This window comes from Oscillibacter sp. PC13, assembly GCF_900115635.1.
Taxonomy (GTDB): domain Bacteria; phylum Bacillota; class Clostridia; order Oscillospirales; family Oscillospiraceae; genus Oscillibacter.
Genome location: NZ_FOXE01000014.1, coordinates 18,723 through 32,428 on the forward strand (window position 1 = coordinate 18,723; position 13,706 = coordinate 32,428).

General features: G+C 55.2%; 17 protein-coding genes. 1 reads left to right on the forward strand and 16 read right to left on the reverse strand.

Annotated features, from left to right (window positions below; genetic code table 11):
• Positions 1 to 368 precede the first annotated feature (368 nt).
• The 16 genes from BMZ81_RS09395 to dnaA all read right to left on the reverse strand — a co-directional run bounded on the left by BMZ81_RS09395 (position 369) and on the right by dnaA (position 13,134).
• Entirely contained in the window at positions 369 to 884 is a 516-nt protein-coding gene (locus tag BMZ81_RS09395) for a GNAT family N-acetyltransferase (protein ID WP_091131318.1), read from the reverse strand.
• A gap of 320 nt (positions 885 to 1,204) precedes the next feature.
• On the reverse strand, positions 1,205 to 1,642 hold the full coding sequence (gene rnhA, locus BMZ81_RS09400) for a ribonuclease HI (protein WP_091131321.1): 438 nt from the start codon (positions 1,640 to 1,642) through the stop codon (positions 1,205 to 1,207).
• 53 nt (positions 1,643 to 1,695) lie between these two features.
• On the reverse strand, positions 1,696 to 2,049 hold the full coding sequence (locus tag BMZ81_RS09405; protein ID WP_091131323.1) for an SHOCT domain-containing protein: 354 nt from the start codon (positions 2,047 to 2,049) through the stop codon (positions 1,696 to 1,698).
• 9 nt (positions 2,050 to 2,058) lie between these two features.
• Positions 2,059 to 4,563, reverse strand: coding sequence for a DNA gyrase subunit A (gene gyrA / locus BMZ81_RS09410; protein ID WP_091131325.1), 2,505 nt, complete (start codon positions 4,561 to 4,563; stop codon positions 2,059 to 2,061).
• 48 nt (positions 4,564 to 4,611) lie between these two features.
• Positions 4,612 to 5,448, reverse strand: a complete 837-nt coding sequence (locus BMZ81_RS09415) for a hypothetical protein (protein WP_091131327.1) — start codon at positions 5,446 to 5,448, stop codon at positions 4,612 to 4,614.
• A 21-nt stretch (positions 5,449 to 5,469) separates the two neighbouring features.
• On the reverse strand, positions 5,470 to 7,419 hold the full coding sequence (gene gyrB, locus BMZ81_RS09420; RefSeq protein ID WP_091131330.1) for a DNA topoisomerase (ATP-hydrolyzing) subunit B: 1,950 nt from the start codon (positions 7,417 to 7,419) through the stop codon (positions 5,470 to 5,472).
• 95 nt (positions 7,420 to 7,514) lie between these two features.
• Positions 7,515 to 7,847 (reverse strand): hypothetical protein, encoded by a 333-nt coding sequence (locus BMZ81_RS09425; RefSeq protein ID WP_091131331.1) that lies wholly within the window; start codon positions 7,845 to 7,847, stop codon positions 7,515 to 7,517.
• A gap of 15 nt (positions 7,848 to 7,862) precedes the next feature.
• Positions 7,863 to 8,129, reverse strand: coding sequence for an extracellular matrix regulator RemB (locus BMZ81_RS09430; protein WP_091131335.1), 267 nt, complete (start codon positions 8,127 to 8,129; stop codon positions 7,863 to 7,865).
• Positions 8,130 to 8,160: 31 nt separating this feature from the next.
• Positions 8,161 to 8,484 carry a hypothetical protein gene (locus tag BMZ81_RS09435; RefSeq protein ID WP_091131337.1) on the reverse strand — a complete coding sequence of 108 codons (324 nt, stop codon included), beginning with the start codon at positions 8,482 to 8,484 and terminating at the stop codon, positions 8,161 to 8,163.
• Between the two features lie 62 nt (positions 8,485 to 8,546).
• A complete protein-coding gene (locus BMZ81_RS09440) occupies positions 8,547 to 8,774 on the reverse strand; it encodes a hypothetical protein (RefSeq protein WP_143072762.1) in 228 nt (75 codons plus the stop codon).
• A gap of 15 nt (positions 8,775 to 8,789) precedes the next feature.
• Positions 8,790 to 8,948: a hypothetical protein gene (locus BMZ81_RS14080; protein WP_177187270.1), complete on the reverse strand. Its 159-nt coding sequence runs from the start codon at positions 8,946 to 8,948 to the stop codon at positions 8,790 to 8,792.
• Positions 8,949 to 8,952: 4 nt separating this feature from the next.
• Positions 8,953 to 9,111, reverse strand: a complete 159-nt coding sequence (locus BMZ81_RS14085; protein ID WP_177187271.1) for a hypothetical protein — start codon at positions 9,109 to 9,111, stop codon at positions 8,953 to 8,955.
• A gap of 4 nt (positions 9,112 to 9,115) precedes the next feature.
• The gene (gene recF, locus BMZ81_RS09445) at positions 9,116 to 10,219 is read right to left on the reverse strand and encodes a DNA replication/repair protein RecF (RefSeq protein WP_091131342.1); all 1,104 of its coding nucleotides are present in this window, start codon (positions 10,217 to 10,219) and stop codon (positions 9,116 to 9,118) included.
• Complete coding sequence (locus BMZ81_RS09450; RefSeq protein ID WP_091131343.1) at positions 10,209 to 10,424, reverse strand: RNA-binding S4 domain-containing protein; 216 nt, start codon at positions 10,422 to 10,424, stop codon at positions 10,209 to 10,211. Before BMZ81_RS09450 ends, recF begins: the two co-directional genes overlap by 11 nt.
• A gap of 31 nt (positions 10,425 to 10,455) precedes the next feature.
• Entirely contained in the window at positions 10,456 to 11,571 is a 1,116-nt protein-coding gene (gene dnaN / locus BMZ81_RS09455) for a DNA polymerase III subunit beta (RefSeq protein WP_242942611.1), read from the reverse strand.
• A gap of 246 nt (positions 11,572 to 11,817) precedes the next feature.
• Entirely contained in the window at positions 11,818 to 13,134 is a 1,317-nt protein-coding gene (dnaA, locus tag BMZ81_RS09460) for a chromosomal replication initiator protein DnaA (RefSeq protein ID WP_091131347.1), read from the reverse strand.
• Between the two features lie 368 nt (positions 13,135 to 13,502).
• Between dnaA and rpmH the strand changes: the two genes are divergently transcribed.
• The gene (rpmH, locus tag BMZ81_RS09465) at positions 13,503 to 13,643 is read left to right on the forward strand and encodes a 50S ribosomal protein L34 (RefSeq protein ID WP_091131350.1); all 141 of its coding nucleotides are present in this window, start codon (positions 13,503 to 13,505) and stop codon (positions 13,641 to 13,643) included.
• The last annotated feature ends 63 nt before the right edge of the window (positions 13,644 to 13,706 follow it).

Consider the following 13,706-nt stretch of genomic DNA (forward strand, 5'->3'; position numbering starts at 1 on the left):
AATTGTAAATGATTTTTTTATTTTGGATCACAGCCTGAAAATAAAAAGGGTCTATGTGATTCGTTGTACGGATCACGGGTATCAAATTTCAGCGTGCTCTGTCGAAGCCGGCATATGTGTGTAAAAAACAGCATAAAATGCTGAGATGTAATATGTAAATGGTGGTTTTTGCTACCTAATACAGAAAGGCTGATAGCTCATTTTTGGTAAATGAAACCCAGCTTGCCGATGATGAGTAGCAGAGCGGGCAACGCTCGTCAAGACTGAAATGAACGGGCTTGTGCCCGACCTTGACCAACGCCGCCCGTTCTGCTGGCGGGTAATCAAGAGGTGCGACAGCTTAGAACCCTGCCGCACCTCTTATATTGTCAGTCCTTTTGTGCGTTCTTCAAGTTGAACAGATACATATTCCTATTGCAATGCCCAATTAAATCTCCCGTTTTCATCAATTTTGCACCTATTGCCATAATTGCAGAATTAGAGGGAATATTCTCTGAATGAGCACAAGCTACTATGTAGTCATAGCCGCGTTTTCTCGCTTCTTCAACCAATATTGACGAAAAGTGCTTCATAATACCCTTATTCCTACATTCCTTCAAAACCATGACACCGCCGAACTCTGCCGCCTTTACATTTTCTATTCCCAAAGCAACTTTTATCTCATCTACAAACTCGTCGCCGAGGTATAGTTGAGAAGTAGCAACCAATTTTCCATCGTTATAAGCACCATAGGTGACAGCATTGTTTTCATCAAACATTGCGTCAATTTCCTCTGCTGTAAAAGGCAGAAAAAAATCCTTATTCTCCAAACCGGCGATTATAATATTCATTAACTCCGTTAATTCTTGCTTTTCCCTTACATCAATTTTTCTATACTCAATCATTACTGTTATCCTCCCAACTGCCAGTTTGTTTATCCGCCTAAATTATACCTCTGGCATTCAAAAAAGCAATTCTGTGGTTTCCTGTTCCCTATGTACGAAGAGTGCACTTATTCACCACGGCCAAAGGGACGGCGGTGATACTGCCTAACGGCAGTTGTGCGCTCTCCGAGAGGCAAATACAATACACCAATCTGGGGACGGTGTGGTATCCCTTTTCGGCTCAGTTTTCCACTCTGAAAGCATGCCAAAACCGCCCGAACAAGAAAGTGTTGCGATTCGCAAAAAGACCCCTTGACAAATCTACTCCTACTTTTTACGCCTTATTTGTACTTCTGACTTTCCGCCACTGCCAACTCGTCACAGCGGTTGTTGAATTCATTCTCCGCGTGACCCTTGACCCAGTGGTAGCGGAGGGTATGGATCTCCGTCAGTGCCAGCAGCTGCTCCCAAAGATCCGGATTCAGGGCAGGTTTCCTGTCGCTTTTGATCCAGCCCCGCTTCTGCCAGCCTCTGGCCCAGCCCTTTTCCAGGCCGTCAATTACATACCTGGAGTCGGACCACAGATCCACGGTACAGGGTTCTTTCAAAAGGGACAGCGCGCGAATGACGGCGGTGAGCTCCATGCGGTTATTGGTGGTGGTGGCCTCGCCGCCGGAGAGCTCCTTTTTGTGGGCGCCGTATATCAAAATGGCTCCCCAGCCCCCGGGACCGGGATTGCCGCTGCAGGCGCCGTCGGTATAAATGGTCACAGTTTTCATACAGTTCCTCCACGGAAAGCAGGGGAGCGGCTTTGCGCCGCTCCCTTGTTTTTTTACAGCTCCTTCAAAATCTCCTGCCGCTTGGCCTCATATTCCTCCTGGGTAATCAGGCTGCGGTCATAGAGATTCCGCAGCTCCTGCAGGCGGGCCTCAGCGGAGGTCCCCTCCGGGAAAAGCGGCCCGCCGTCCTCCTCGATATGAATCTCCGGACCGGCATAGCCTTTTCCAAAGGCACAGTAGGCATTGTACCCCGTGATGCCAATGGCCATCAGCGTCCAGAGAATTCCAAAGGCGCCGAAGTTCGGAATGACCACAACCAGGCCGATGACCACAAAGATGCCGCCCCAGACAATGCCGAAGGCACCCTGGGTCTTACTGGGCCGGTAGGTTATTTTTTTTCTGGGCATAGTTCCTCCTTATGCCTCCGGTTCCACACTGGTTTCCGTCTCCTCTGCCTCGTCCCTGTCGGTGAGGGCCATTGAGATCACCTGATCGCCCTCCTCCTTGAAGCGCATGACAATGACACCCTGGGTGGAGCGGCCGGCAATCCGGATGTTTTCCACAGCCGTGCGGATCAAAATGCCTGCCTGGGTGACCAGCAGCAAATCCTCGCTGCCGTCCACTACCTTGATGCCGACCACCGGGCCGGTCTTCTCCGTGACCATGTAGTTCTTGATGCCCAAGCCGCCCCTGTTGGTAATACGGTACTCCTCCACGGGGGTACGTTTGCCGTAGCCCCGCTCTGTAATGGAAAGGACCGTCTTTCCCTCCTGGGCGCGGGCAGCGCCGACTACATAGTCGCCCTGGCGCAGGCGGATGCCCCGGACGCCCATGGCGTCCCGGCCCATGGGCCGGACATCGGTTTCCTCAAAGCACACTGCCATGCCGTCATGGGTGGCGATCAGAATCCTCTGGCAGCCATCCGTCTCCCGGACAGTCATCAGCTGGTCTCCTTCATCCATCCGCAGGGCCCGGATGCCGTTGTTCCGCAAATTCTTCAGTGTCCCCACCGGCAGCCGCTTCACCGTACCGTTCCGGGTGACCATGAACAAAAACCGGTTTTCTTCATCCTCAATATTCCGGGTGTGAATCATCGCCTGCACCCGTTCACCGGGCTCCACCTGCAGAATATTGATGATATTGGTGCCCTTGGCCGCCTTGCCGGACTCGGGAATCTGATAGCCCTTCTTCCGGTAGACCTTGCCCGTATCCGTGAAGAAGAGGATATAGTCATGGGTGGAGGCGGTGAACACGTCAGCCACCACATCCTCTTCCCGGGTGGTGATGCCCTTCTTTCCCATTCCGCCCTTGGACTGGGCCGAATACTCGCTGACCGGCGTCCGCTTGATGTAGCCGGCCTGGGTCAGGGTGAATACGCACTCCTCCTCTTCGATGAGGTCCTCGATGTCAATCTCGTCCTCCACATCCTGAATCTCTGTCACCCGGTCATCGCCGTACTTGTCGGCAATGGCCTGCAGCTCCTCCTTCAGTACCTGCCGGAGCAGCTGATCGTCCGCCAGCAGCTTGTCGAAGTAAGCGATTTTCTCCTCCAGCTCCTTGTACTCTGCCTCCAGCTTCTCCCGGTCCAGCCCCTGCAGCGCCTTCAATCGCATATCCAGAATGGCCTGGGCCTGAATGTCATCCAGCCCGAACCGCTCGCACAGGCGCTCCTTGGCGTTATCATAGCTGGAGCGAATAATTTTGATGACCTCGTCAATGTTGTCCTGGGCCACCAGCAGTCCCTCCAGCAGGTGGGCCCTCTCCATGGCCTTGCGGCGGTCGTACTTCGTCCGGCGGATGATGACCTCCTCCTGGAAGGCGAGGTATTCATCAATGATGTGCCGCAGGGAGAGGATCTTGGGCTGGGACTGGTTCTGCACCAGGGCCAGCATGTTGATGGCAAAGGTGGTCTGCAGCTGGGTCTGGGCAAACAGGCGGTTCAACACCACCTGGGGGTTTGCGTCCCGCTTCAGCTCGATGACAATGCGCATGCCGTTGCGGTCGGATTCGTCCCGGATGTCGGAGATCCCCTCCAGCCGCTTGTCCTCCACCTGTTCTGCCATATTCTTGATCAGCATCCGCTTATTCACCTGATAGGGGATTTCCGTGATAATGATGCGGATGCGGTCCTTGCCGAACTCCTCAAACTCGTGCCGGGCGCGGATCACCAGCCGGCCGCGGCCGGTGGCGTAGGCTGCCCGGATACCGCTGCGGCCCATGATGATGCCCTTTGTTGGGAAATCCGGCCCCTTCACGTACTGCATCAGGTCGGAGAGCTGGGCCTCCGGATTGTCCAGCACGCAGATGCACGCACCGATGACCTCCCGCAGGTTGTGGGGCGGGATGTTGGTGGCCATGCCCACGGCAATGCCGGAAGAGCCGTTTACCAGCAGGTTGGGGAATCGGGAAGGAAGCACCCGGGGCTCCTTCCGGGTCTCATCAAAGTTGGGGTCCCAGTCCACGGTATCCTTTTCAATCTCCCGCAGCATCTCATCGGACAGACGGGACATTCTTGCCTCCGTGTACCGGTAGGCAGCGGGGGGATCGCCATCCACGGATCCGAAGTTGCCGTGGCCGTCCACCAGAGGATAGCGCATGGAGAAGTCCTGGGCCAGACGGACCAGGGCATCGTACACCGATGCGTCGCCGTGTGGATGGTACCGGCCCAGCACGTCGCCCACGCAGGTAGCGGATTTTTTATAGGGCCGGTCAGCGGTCAGATTATCCTCGTACATGGCGTAGAGAATCCGGCGGTGTACCGGCTTCAATCCGTCCCGCACATCCGGCAGAGCCCGGCCCACGATGACGCTCATGGCGTATTCAATATAGGATTTCTCCATCTCGGGAACCAGAGGGGATACCTCGATTTTTTGATCGGGGTACCGGATCTCCTCCGGATCGTACTGTGGTTTTTTACTCATTCAAAAACAGCCTTTCTTTTTCAAAAGCATTTATATGGGCGTGGTTTATCAGCCCGGTGTCTGCATGGCATGGATATGTTCCGCTGTCAGATCCTCCCATGGAAGCGCCATTTCCGCGGCGTCCTGGAGATACGTGTCAAGCCATGCCAGATAGTCTGCCTCGTCCACCGGATCAAGCGTATCCCATTGGGAGGCCAGATCCTGATAGAGATAGTAGACGAATCCGCTGCCGCTGATATCAATCCAGCTTGGATAATCCTCCGGAACAAGCGCCTTATCCCAGGCGTCCACCGAGCCGACCTGCTGATAGCTGTCGGTATCCGCATCATAGGTGTAGAGGTTGTAAGGCCAGAAATCTCCGGCCTTGCCCTGGTTATGGGACCAGTCTGCCTTTACGGCGCCATTTTCATAAAATGTCAGGGCCGGAAATTCCGTCAGTTGGTTTCGTAAGGTTCCTGTCTCCGTGTCGCAGTCGTACACAAAGCCTGCCATTCCCGCCATGGAGGCCGTCGTATACAGCAGCACCAGTTCCTCACGGCCGTCCTTGTCCACATCGCAGACGGCAAATTGATTTTCCGCCATGCGTTTTCTATCCTCAACACTTCCGATATAGCCGCTGGAATCACTGGTCCCGTCCGGCAGAACATTGGTGTCCAGCAGCTTTTTCAGTGCGTCGGTATAAACTGCCCGGGCAGCGGCGTTTTCCTCCGTCAGCATGGACATCTGCGGAGACTTCGTATCAGGTGTATCAGAAGGGACCTGCGCAGGGGCCTCGGGGGCTGTGGAAGGGGGCTGCTCCGGACTCTCTTCGGCCGGCGCCCTTCCACAGGCGGCCAGCGTCAGGCAGAAAAGGACAGAAAGGACAACATATCCCATTTTTCTCATAGTATGACCGTTCCTTCTTCCTCAATAGTCCAGATTCACGGCGTATTTGGCGTTTCGTTCGATGAATTCCTTCCGGGGCTCCACCTTCTCGCCCATCAGGATGGTAAAGGTCTCATCTGCCTTTACCGCGTCATCCAGGGTGATGCGCCGCAGCGTCCGCTTTTCCGGGTCCATGGTGGTCTCCCACAGCTCATGGGGATTCATCTCGCCCAGGCCCTTAAACCGGCTGATGTCAATTTTTACGTTAGGGTTGCCGCCCCGCATCTCGGCGGAGATGGCATCCCGCTCTTCATCGGAGAAGGCCACCCGGGTGGTTTTGCCCCGGGACAGCTTGTACAGGGGCGGCACAGCGGAGTACACATACCCCTGCTCAATCAAAGGCCGCATAAACCGGAAGAAGAACGTCAAAAGAAGCGTGCGGATATGGGCGCCGTCCACATCGGCATCGGCCATGATGACCACCTTGTGGTAGCGCAGCTTGGCGGGGTCGAACTCCTCGCCAATCCCGGCGCCCAGGGCGGTGATAACCGGCTGGAGCTTATCGTTGCCGTAGACCTTGTCCGCCCGGGCCTTCTCCACGTTCAGCATCTTTCCCCACAGGGGCAGAATCGCCTGGAACCGGGAATCCCGGCCCTGGGTGGCGGATCCGCCTGCGGAGTCACCCTCGACGATGTAGATTTCAGTGAGCTCAGGGTTATTTTCATTGCAGTCCCGCAGTTTGTCGGGCATGGCCGCGCCGCCCAGGGCAGTCTTGCGGCGGATGGACTCCCTTGCCCGTTTGGCGGCCTCCCGGGCGCGATTGGCTGTCAGGGCCTTGTCCAGGATCATCCGTCCCACCTGGGGATTTTCCTCCAGGAAAATCTCCAGCTTATCGGAGACAATGGTATTCACCAGGGTCCGGATTTCGCTGTTGCCCAGTTTGGCCTTCGTCTGGCCCTCAAACTGGGCGTCTGTCAGCTTTACGGAGATGACGCAGGTGAGGCCCTCCCGGCAGTCCTCTCCGGAGACCTTCTCATCGTCCTTGAGCATCTTGACTTTTCTGCCGTAATTGTTCAGCACCGTAGTGAGGGCCCGCTTAAAGCCCTCCTCATGCATGCCGCCCTCCGGCGTGTGGACGTTGTTGGCAAAGGAGAGAATCGTCTCATTATAGCCGTCGTTGTACTGCAGAGCCACCTCCGCCATAGAGTCTCCCTTCATGCCGGACATGTAGATGACGTCCGAATGCAGGGCTTCTTTGTTCCGGTTCAGCCAGGCGACAAACTCCCGGATGCCGCCCTCGAAGCACATGTTGTCTTCCTGCTCCTGACCGGGACGGGTGTCTACAGTGCGGATACGGAGGCCCGCGTTCAAGAAGGCCTCCTCCCGCATCCGGGTGTGGAGGGTATCGTAGTTGTAAACCGTGTCCTCAAACATCTCAGGATCCGGTTTGAAGGTTACTGTGGTTCCGGTGTGGTCCGTAGTGCCGACGATGGTCATCTCCTGGGTGATATGACCCCTGGAAAATTTCATCTCATAGACTTTTCCATCCTTGTGGACCTGCACCACCAGCCACTCGCTCAGGGCGTTGACCACGGAAGCGCCAACGCCGTGGAGGCCGCCGGAGACCTTATAGCCTCCGCCGCCGAACTTTCCGCCGGCATGCAGAATTGTAAAAACAACCTCCAGTGCAGGCTTACCGGTCTGAGCCTGGATGTCCACGGGAATGCCGCGGCCGTTGTCCACTACGGTGATGGTGTTGTCCGGATTAATCTGCACCAGAATGTCCGTGCAGTAGCCCGCCAGGGCCTCGTCGATGGCGTTGTCCACAATCTCATACACCAGATGGTGCAGACCAGAGGTAGAGGTGGATCCGATATACATACCAGGCCTCTTCCGAACGGCCTCCAATCCCTCCAGCACCTGGATTTCCGAGGCGTCGTACTCATTTTCCGCGCCGACGGCGGTGGAATTCAGGATTTCATTTTCTGCCATGAAGGTACTCCTTTCCGATTGCAAGGCAAGAAGAGCCGGGCCGGAGCCATTTCCGGCCCGTTTCTCCTTGCCCTGAGATTTATTACATAAGGTGACTATTTTTCGCGGCCCTGAAAAAAACGGTGCAGCAGCCAACTGAGGGCTGCACCCAACAGCAGGGCCAGACAAAACCAATACAAAAACACTGGTGCCAACCGTTCAAAGCCGGTGATCATCTGCACGCCGATCTCCCCAGCCACCAGGCCGATCAGCAGCAGTGCCGCAAAAGAACACCGGACCCAGAGGCGCTTCGCCTTTTTCAGCAAAAGCCACTGAATCAAAACGCCAAGGGCAAACAAACACCAGAAAATAAAAAACAATGGACTTGATGGCCAATGTATCGCCTGGATCAGGCCAACTTCCCAAAGCTCCTGGATCGCAAACTGCATGAAGGACTCCTCCTTTTACAGCTCCAGCTTCCGGCTCTCCGCCCGTTTCTGCAGCGTGGTGGAATTCAGCTGGGAGAGATAGACAATCTGGGGGTGATAGGGGTGGTCACAGACCACAAAGGACTTTGGAATGTCACCGGAGATGTCCAGCACCACGCCTTCTTTTTCCGCGGCAGCCAGATAGTCCCGGGTGCGCTTGCCATAGCTGCATTTGTCCAGGTCGAAGATGCCGATGATACGGCGCTCCGACACAATTTCGTTCTGGCCTAAATGAAGGTACATGGAACCATCCTTTCCAAAGCCGTCTTTGGGATCAACCGCGGATCCAGAAGTAAATTTTCTTCAGCACCCAGGCTGCCAGCCATCCGCACAGCAGCATGAAGCCGAACAGGCCCCAGAACCCCAGAATGACCGCCAGGGTCAGTGGAAAGGCCCCGGCCGTCAGACAAAGCAGCAGACCCAAACTGCCAAAGAGCACCGGCAGCCACAGAAGCCAGCGGATCGTCCTGCAAAAGAGGCCCAGCAGCAGCTCCAAAAGGAAGGCTCCGCACAGCAGGGCAACCATAATCACCAGCACTGCGCCAGCCGCCGCGCCAAAAGCCGCCATCACCGGCAGCACCAACAGAACATGAAACATCCGCCCAGCCTCCTTTTCCGAATATGGCGCTCTGCCATAAAATCAAAGCGTTCCAGTATCTCCTACTGATCCCTGCACACCATAAAAATTACAGAAATACAAAATACCAGCCCTTTGATGGCCACGGCCAATCCACAGACCGGCTCTTCCGCTAAATAGGAAAGCGGGTTTGAGCACCATGCGCCCGATGCCATTTCGCCGGTCTGCACCAGCTTCAGCCCAAACAGCTCCAAAGACAGCACCAGTGCGCTGAGTATCGCACCGAGAGCACCCATTTGTCTACGCTTCATACCCTTCCTTTCCGCTCATGCCAGCTCTCCGCCATGTACATGCAGCACCCTACCACCCAGCATCTGGGGCAGCCAGTCATCCTCACAGCAGGTGATGCGCCGCGTTGCGGCGCGGCGATTAAAAACGCACTGTCGTGCGGCTCCCATCGCTCCGCTTGGTCGCGTGTTCATCACCTGCCTACATCAGCTCTCCGCCATGCACATGCAACACCCTGCCGCCCAGCATCTGGGGCAGCCGGTCATCCTCACAGCAGGTGATGCGCCGCGTTGCGGCGCGGCGATTAAAAACGCACTGTCGTGCGGCTCCCATCGCTCCGCTTGGTCGCGTGTTCATCACCTGCCTACATCAGCTCTCCGCCATGCACATGCAGCACTCTACCGCCCAGCATCTGGGGCAGCCGGTCATCCTCACAGCAGGTGATGAACACCTGCCCGCCTGCGATGCGGTTCAAAACGAATTCCTGACGGCGGGGATCCAGCTCGCTTAAAACATCGTCCAGCAGCAATATCGGATACTCTCCGGTGGCGTTTTTGTAGATCTCCCGTTCCGCCAGCTTCATGGACAGCGCTGCCGTTCGGGTCTGGCCCTGAGAGGCATACTGCCGGGCGTCCCGCCCGTCAATAGTCACCAGGAGGTCATCCTTATGGGGGCCGGAGAGGCACAGCCGGGAGGACCGTTCTGCCAGCTGGTGGGCTGCCATATGGGATCGCAGCTGCTCCAAAAGAACCGCTGGATCCGCCAGCGGATCCTCAATTGTCGAAACGGTTTGATATTGAATCTCCAGCCGCTCCTTTCCGCCGGAGCACTGACTGTGGTGCACAGCGGCGCATTCCGTGAGCCTGGCGGCAAATTGTGCCCGGTAATGAACCAGCACTGCGCCGAACCGGACCAGCCGCTCGTTGAAATCCGGCAGGGTGGCCAGAAGATCCGGCCGCTCTTCCGCATCCCGCAAAATGCGGACTTTGTGCTCATAGGTCCGGTTATACTCTGCCAGCGCCGCCGCATAGCGGGGACGAAGCTGACACAGGGCCGTATCCAAAAACCTCCGCCTGGCAGCTGCCCCATCCCGGATCAAATACAGGTCATCCGGACAGAAGAACACCGTGTGAGAAACCTCGCTGAGGGCAGCGCTGTTTTTGGCGGGAACCTGATTGACCGACAGCTTTCGCCGCCTGTCCCGGAACAGCTCTGCCCGTACCCGGAAGCTCCGGTCCCTGGAAAAAACGACGGCCTCCAGCAGGGCGGATCCCGCGTCAAAGCCAATCATCTCCTTATCCGATCTGGCCCGGGGGGATTTGCCGCAGGAGAGATAGACAATCGCCTCCAACAGATTGGTTTTCCCCTGTGCATTCTCTCCGAAGATCACATTGCACACCGGATCAAACACCGCCGTCTGCTCCCGGTAGTTCCGAAAAGACTGGAGTGCCAGGCTGTCAATCCGCATAGGACACGGTATAATGTTCGCCTTCGAAGCACACATCATCGCCGGGGCGGATTTTTTTGCCCCGCATGGTGCAGACCGCACCGCCCACCTGGACCTGTCCGTCCTGGATCAGCTCCTTGGCCTCGCCGCCGGACTCCACCAGATTGGCGAATTTCAAAAGATCCTGCAGCTTGATAAATTCAGTGGAAATTGTAATGGTTTTCATAAAACTCCTTATTCTTTCGACCGCCAGCCGCTTATTCCGCGCTCTTCAGCCGCACCGGCAGCACCATATAGAGGAAGTTCTCCTCTCCCTCAGTGGGAACGATGATGGCCGGAGAGACGCCGGTGTTCAGCTCAATCTTCACGGTGTCCGCAGGAGCGTACCGCAGTGCCTCCATCAAATAGCGGTTGTTGAAGCCAATCTCCAGACCGCCCCCGTCACCGGAGACCCGGCAGACATCTTTTGCCTCACCGTTTCCGGTCTTTGCGGACAATCGCACCCGGTCATGATCGAAAATGCAGCGTACCGGGCTTTTCAGCTTGTCAGAAATTACGACAGACACCCGGTCAATGCTCTCAATCAGGGCCTTGGTATCAGCAATCACCGTGGTGGGGTTCTTCCTGGGAATGGCATTTTTATAATCCAGGAACTCACCCTCCAGCCGGCGGCAGATCAGCTCGGTATCTCCCACTTCAAATAAGATGTGGCGCTTTCCCAGCGTCACAGCGGCCAGATCCTCCACGTCGCCGCAGATACCCTTCACCTCGTTCAGGGCAGATCCGGGCGTGACAAAGGAAAAGGCGCCGCCTTCAATCTTTTCCAGCGGCTCCCGCCGGACAGCCAGACGGAATCCGTCCACCGCTACCATGGCAAGCCCCTTTTCACTGATTTCAAACAGGGCGCCCGTATGGACCGGACGGCTCTCGTTGGTGGACACAGCAAAGGCTGTCTCCTCAATCATGGCCTTCAGAACTTTCTGTTGAATGGAGATGGCATACTCGTCCTCTACCTCGGGAAGGTCAGGGTAATCCGCGGCAGAAAGGCCCAGAATGTCAAAATCTGCGTCACCGCAGTGCAGATGGACCATCTGCTTTTCATCCGCAGTCAGAGTGACCACGTCATCCGGCATCCGGCGGATAATGTCGCCGAAGAGGCGTGCGTTCAGTACAATGTCTCCACCCTCTGTCACATCTGCGGAAACCCGGGTGCGGATACCGGTCTGCATGTTGTAGCCGGAAACCGTCAAAAGGGTATCTGCGTGAAGCAGCAGGCCCTCCAGTGCCGGAATCGAGCTTTTCTGGGCAACTGCACGGCTGGTAACGGCGATGGCGCTTTGCAGCAGCGCTTTTTCACAGGAAAATTTCATCATTGGAACTTCCTCTCTCAATTGGGATAGTTGGTCGATGTATTGTTATTAAAAGAAAAGAAATCATCTTTTTTAGAAAAAGCAGTCATAGAAGAAAAAGTTGTGGAAAAAGGAAGGAATGCCTTGGGCTGTCGGAATTTGACGCTCCACAGGGAATGTGGAGGAACCGTGCATCTTTTCCACAGAAGTTTTGAAAAGATCGTTTTCCACAGAAAAGTTTTTCTTTTCCACAATGATCGTGGAAAAAAATCAGCGCTTGGAGTTGATATTGGTTTTGATTTCCTTCACGGTTTCTGCAAAGGCCGGATCCTTTTTCATCTGCTTTTCTACCTGCTTGATGGAATAGAGCACAGTGGAATGATCCCGGTTGTCAAACTGCTTTCCGATGTCGTCCAGGGAGAGGTTCGTCATACTGCGGATCAGGTACATGGCAATTTGGCGGGCGGAAACGGCGTCCCGAATCCGCTGCTGGCCACGGATGACGGATTCCTCCAGGCTGTAATACTTGCTGATATATTCCAAAATGACCTCGGGAGTTGGGATGTATTCGTTGCTGCGCTTGAGGATATCCTGCATGGCCCGGGTGACGGTCTCCTCATCGGCATCGTTTCCAAGGAGATCTTTGTAAGCAAGAATTTTATTGATGGTGCCCTCCAGCTGCCGGACGTTGGCGGTGACGTTTTCCGCGATATAGGCGGAGATCTTGTCCGGCAGCTCCATGCCCAAAAGCGCCGCCTTGTTTTTGACAATCGCCAAGCGGGTCTCAAAATCCGGAGGGGCCACGTCTACCAAAAGGCCCCACTCAAACCGGGTACGGAGCCGATCCTCCAGCTGCGTCATCTCAGATGGGGGACGGTCGGAGGTCAGTACAATCTGACGGCCAGATTCATACAGGGTGTTGAAGGTATGGAAGAATTCCTCCTGGGTCTGTTTTTTGCCGGCGATGAACTGGACGTCATCCACCAGCAGCAGGTCTGCCTGGCGGTATTTCTCCCGCATCTCGGCTGTTTTACCCTCCCGGATGGCATCGACCAGCTCATTGGTCAGATCGTCGCCCTTTACATAGGCGATTTTCGCGTGGGGGTCGTTTTGCCGGATCACGTTGGCTATGGCATAGATCAAATGGGTTTTGCCGAGGCCGGAGTCCCCGTAGATTAAAAGGGGGTTGTAATTTTGTGCAGGATGCTCCGCCACGGAGACCGAAGCGGCATAGGCCAGCTTGTTGGAGGGGCCCACCACAAACGTTTCAAAGGTAAACTCCGCATAGGTAAACCGGTCGTTGTTTTTTTTCGCGCCGGTGCCGTTCAGCTCGGCATAGGCCAGGTCATCCAGAATCTGGACTTCAAAATCCGTAGAAAACAGATCCCGCAGGGAGGCCTTGATATTTTTCACAAAAAGGGACTCGATGTAGCCCTTCTTGAAGTCGTTGGAGCAGTGCAGAATGAAGGTATTGCCGCGGATATCCACAGCCTCCAGCTCGTCGAACCAGGTGGCGATAGTGGTTTCCGAGAGCTCCTTCTTCAGCTGTTGCAGGACATTGTCCCACACGTCAGCGACGGAATTCAAAAAGAAACACCTCTCTCTAGTTGAAAATGGACAAAATAATACAATGATATTATAGCAAAAAGACTATGAAAACACAATACATATTCTAATTATAAAGAACAAAAATTCAAAGGAGGCGTGAAACTAAATATGGGGCTATTTTATTTTAAATTCCACAAGATTTTGAAAACTGTCCGGAAATGGGAGCAAAATGCCCGCTTTTCTGGAAAATACAAGTTATTCTTGACACATTTTAAAAAAGTCTGTATACTATTCGGTGCGTCACAAGAACGCTGATATAAGGTTTACTGCGTCACACCCAATGGGTGCGGCGTCGAGTAAGTGCTGCCCGAAAGGGTAGCCGGAATACTGACAGGAGGTGTCTCAACATGGCAACGAAACGTACCTATCAGCCCAAGAAGCTGCATCGTTCCAAGGTCCACGGCTTCCGCAAGAGAATGGCTACTGCTGACGGCCGCAAGGTTCTGGCCCGTCGCCGCGCCAAGGGCCGCGCGCGTCTGACCCACTAATCGAAACGGAACGCGCGGGAGACACTTGAACAGACGTCTTCAGGGACGGCGGGAATTTTTGAG

Excerpts from the sequence above, each read along its gene's own strand:
- BMZ81_RS09440 (WP_143072762.1), bottom strand. The coding sequence starts at position 8,774 with ATGAAGCGTAGACAAATGGGTGCTCTCGGTGCGATACTCAGCGCACTG.
- recF (WP_091131342.1), bottom strand. The coding sequence starts at position 10,219 with ATGCGGATTGACAGCCTGGCACTCCAGTCTTTTCGGAACTACCGGGAG.
- BMZ81_RS09395 (WP_091131318.1), bottom strand. The coding sequence starts at position 884 with ATGATTGAGTATAGAAAAATTGATGTAAGGGAAAAGCAAGAATTAACG.
- BMZ81_RS09425 (WP_091131331.1), bottom strand. The coding sequence starts at position 7,847 with ATGCAGTTTGCGATCCAGGAGCTTTGGGAAGTTGGCCTGATCCAGGCG.
- dnaN (WP_242942611.1), bottom strand. The coding sequence starts at position 11,571 with ATGATGAAATTTTCCTGTGAAAAAGCGCTGCTGCAAAGCGCCATCGCC.
- BMZ81_RS09450 (WP_091131343.1), bottom strand. The coding sequence starts at position 10,424 with ATGAAAACCATTACAATTTCCACTGAATTTATCAAGCTGCAGGATCTT.
- gyrA (WP_091131325.1), bottom strand. The coding sequence starts at position 4,563 with ATGAGTAAAAAACCACAGTACGATCCGGAGGAGATCCGGTACCCCGAT.
- BMZ81_RS09415 (WP_091131327.1), bottom strand. The coding sequence starts at position 5,448 with ATGAGAAAAATGGGATATGTTGTCCTTTCTGTCCTTTTCTGCCTGACG.
- rpmH (WP_091131350.1), top strand. The coding sequence starts at position 13,503 with ATGGCAACGAAACGTACCTATCAGCCCAAGAAGCTGCATCGTTCCAAG.
- gyrB (WP_091131330.1), bottom strand. The coding sequence starts at position 7,419 with ATGGCAGAAAATGAAATCCTGAATTCCACCGCCGTCGGCGCGGAAAAT.
- rnhA (WP_091131321.1), bottom strand. The coding sequence starts at position 1,642 with ATGAAAACTGTGACCATTTATACCGACGGCGCCTGCAGCGGCAATCCC.
- BMZ81_RS09405 (WP_091131323.1), bottom strand. The coding sequence starts at position 2,049 with ATGCCCAGAAAAAAAATAACCTACCGGCCCAGTAAGACCCAGGGTGCC.
- BMZ81_RS09435 (WP_091131337.1), bottom strand. The coding sequence starts at position 8,484 with ATGTTTCATGTTCTGTTGGTGCTGCCGGTGATGGCGGCTTTTGGCGCG.
- BMZ81_RS09430 (WP_091131335.1), bottom strand. The coding sequence starts at position 8,129 with ATGTACCTTCATTTAGGCCAGAACGAAATTGTGTCGGAGCGCCGTATC.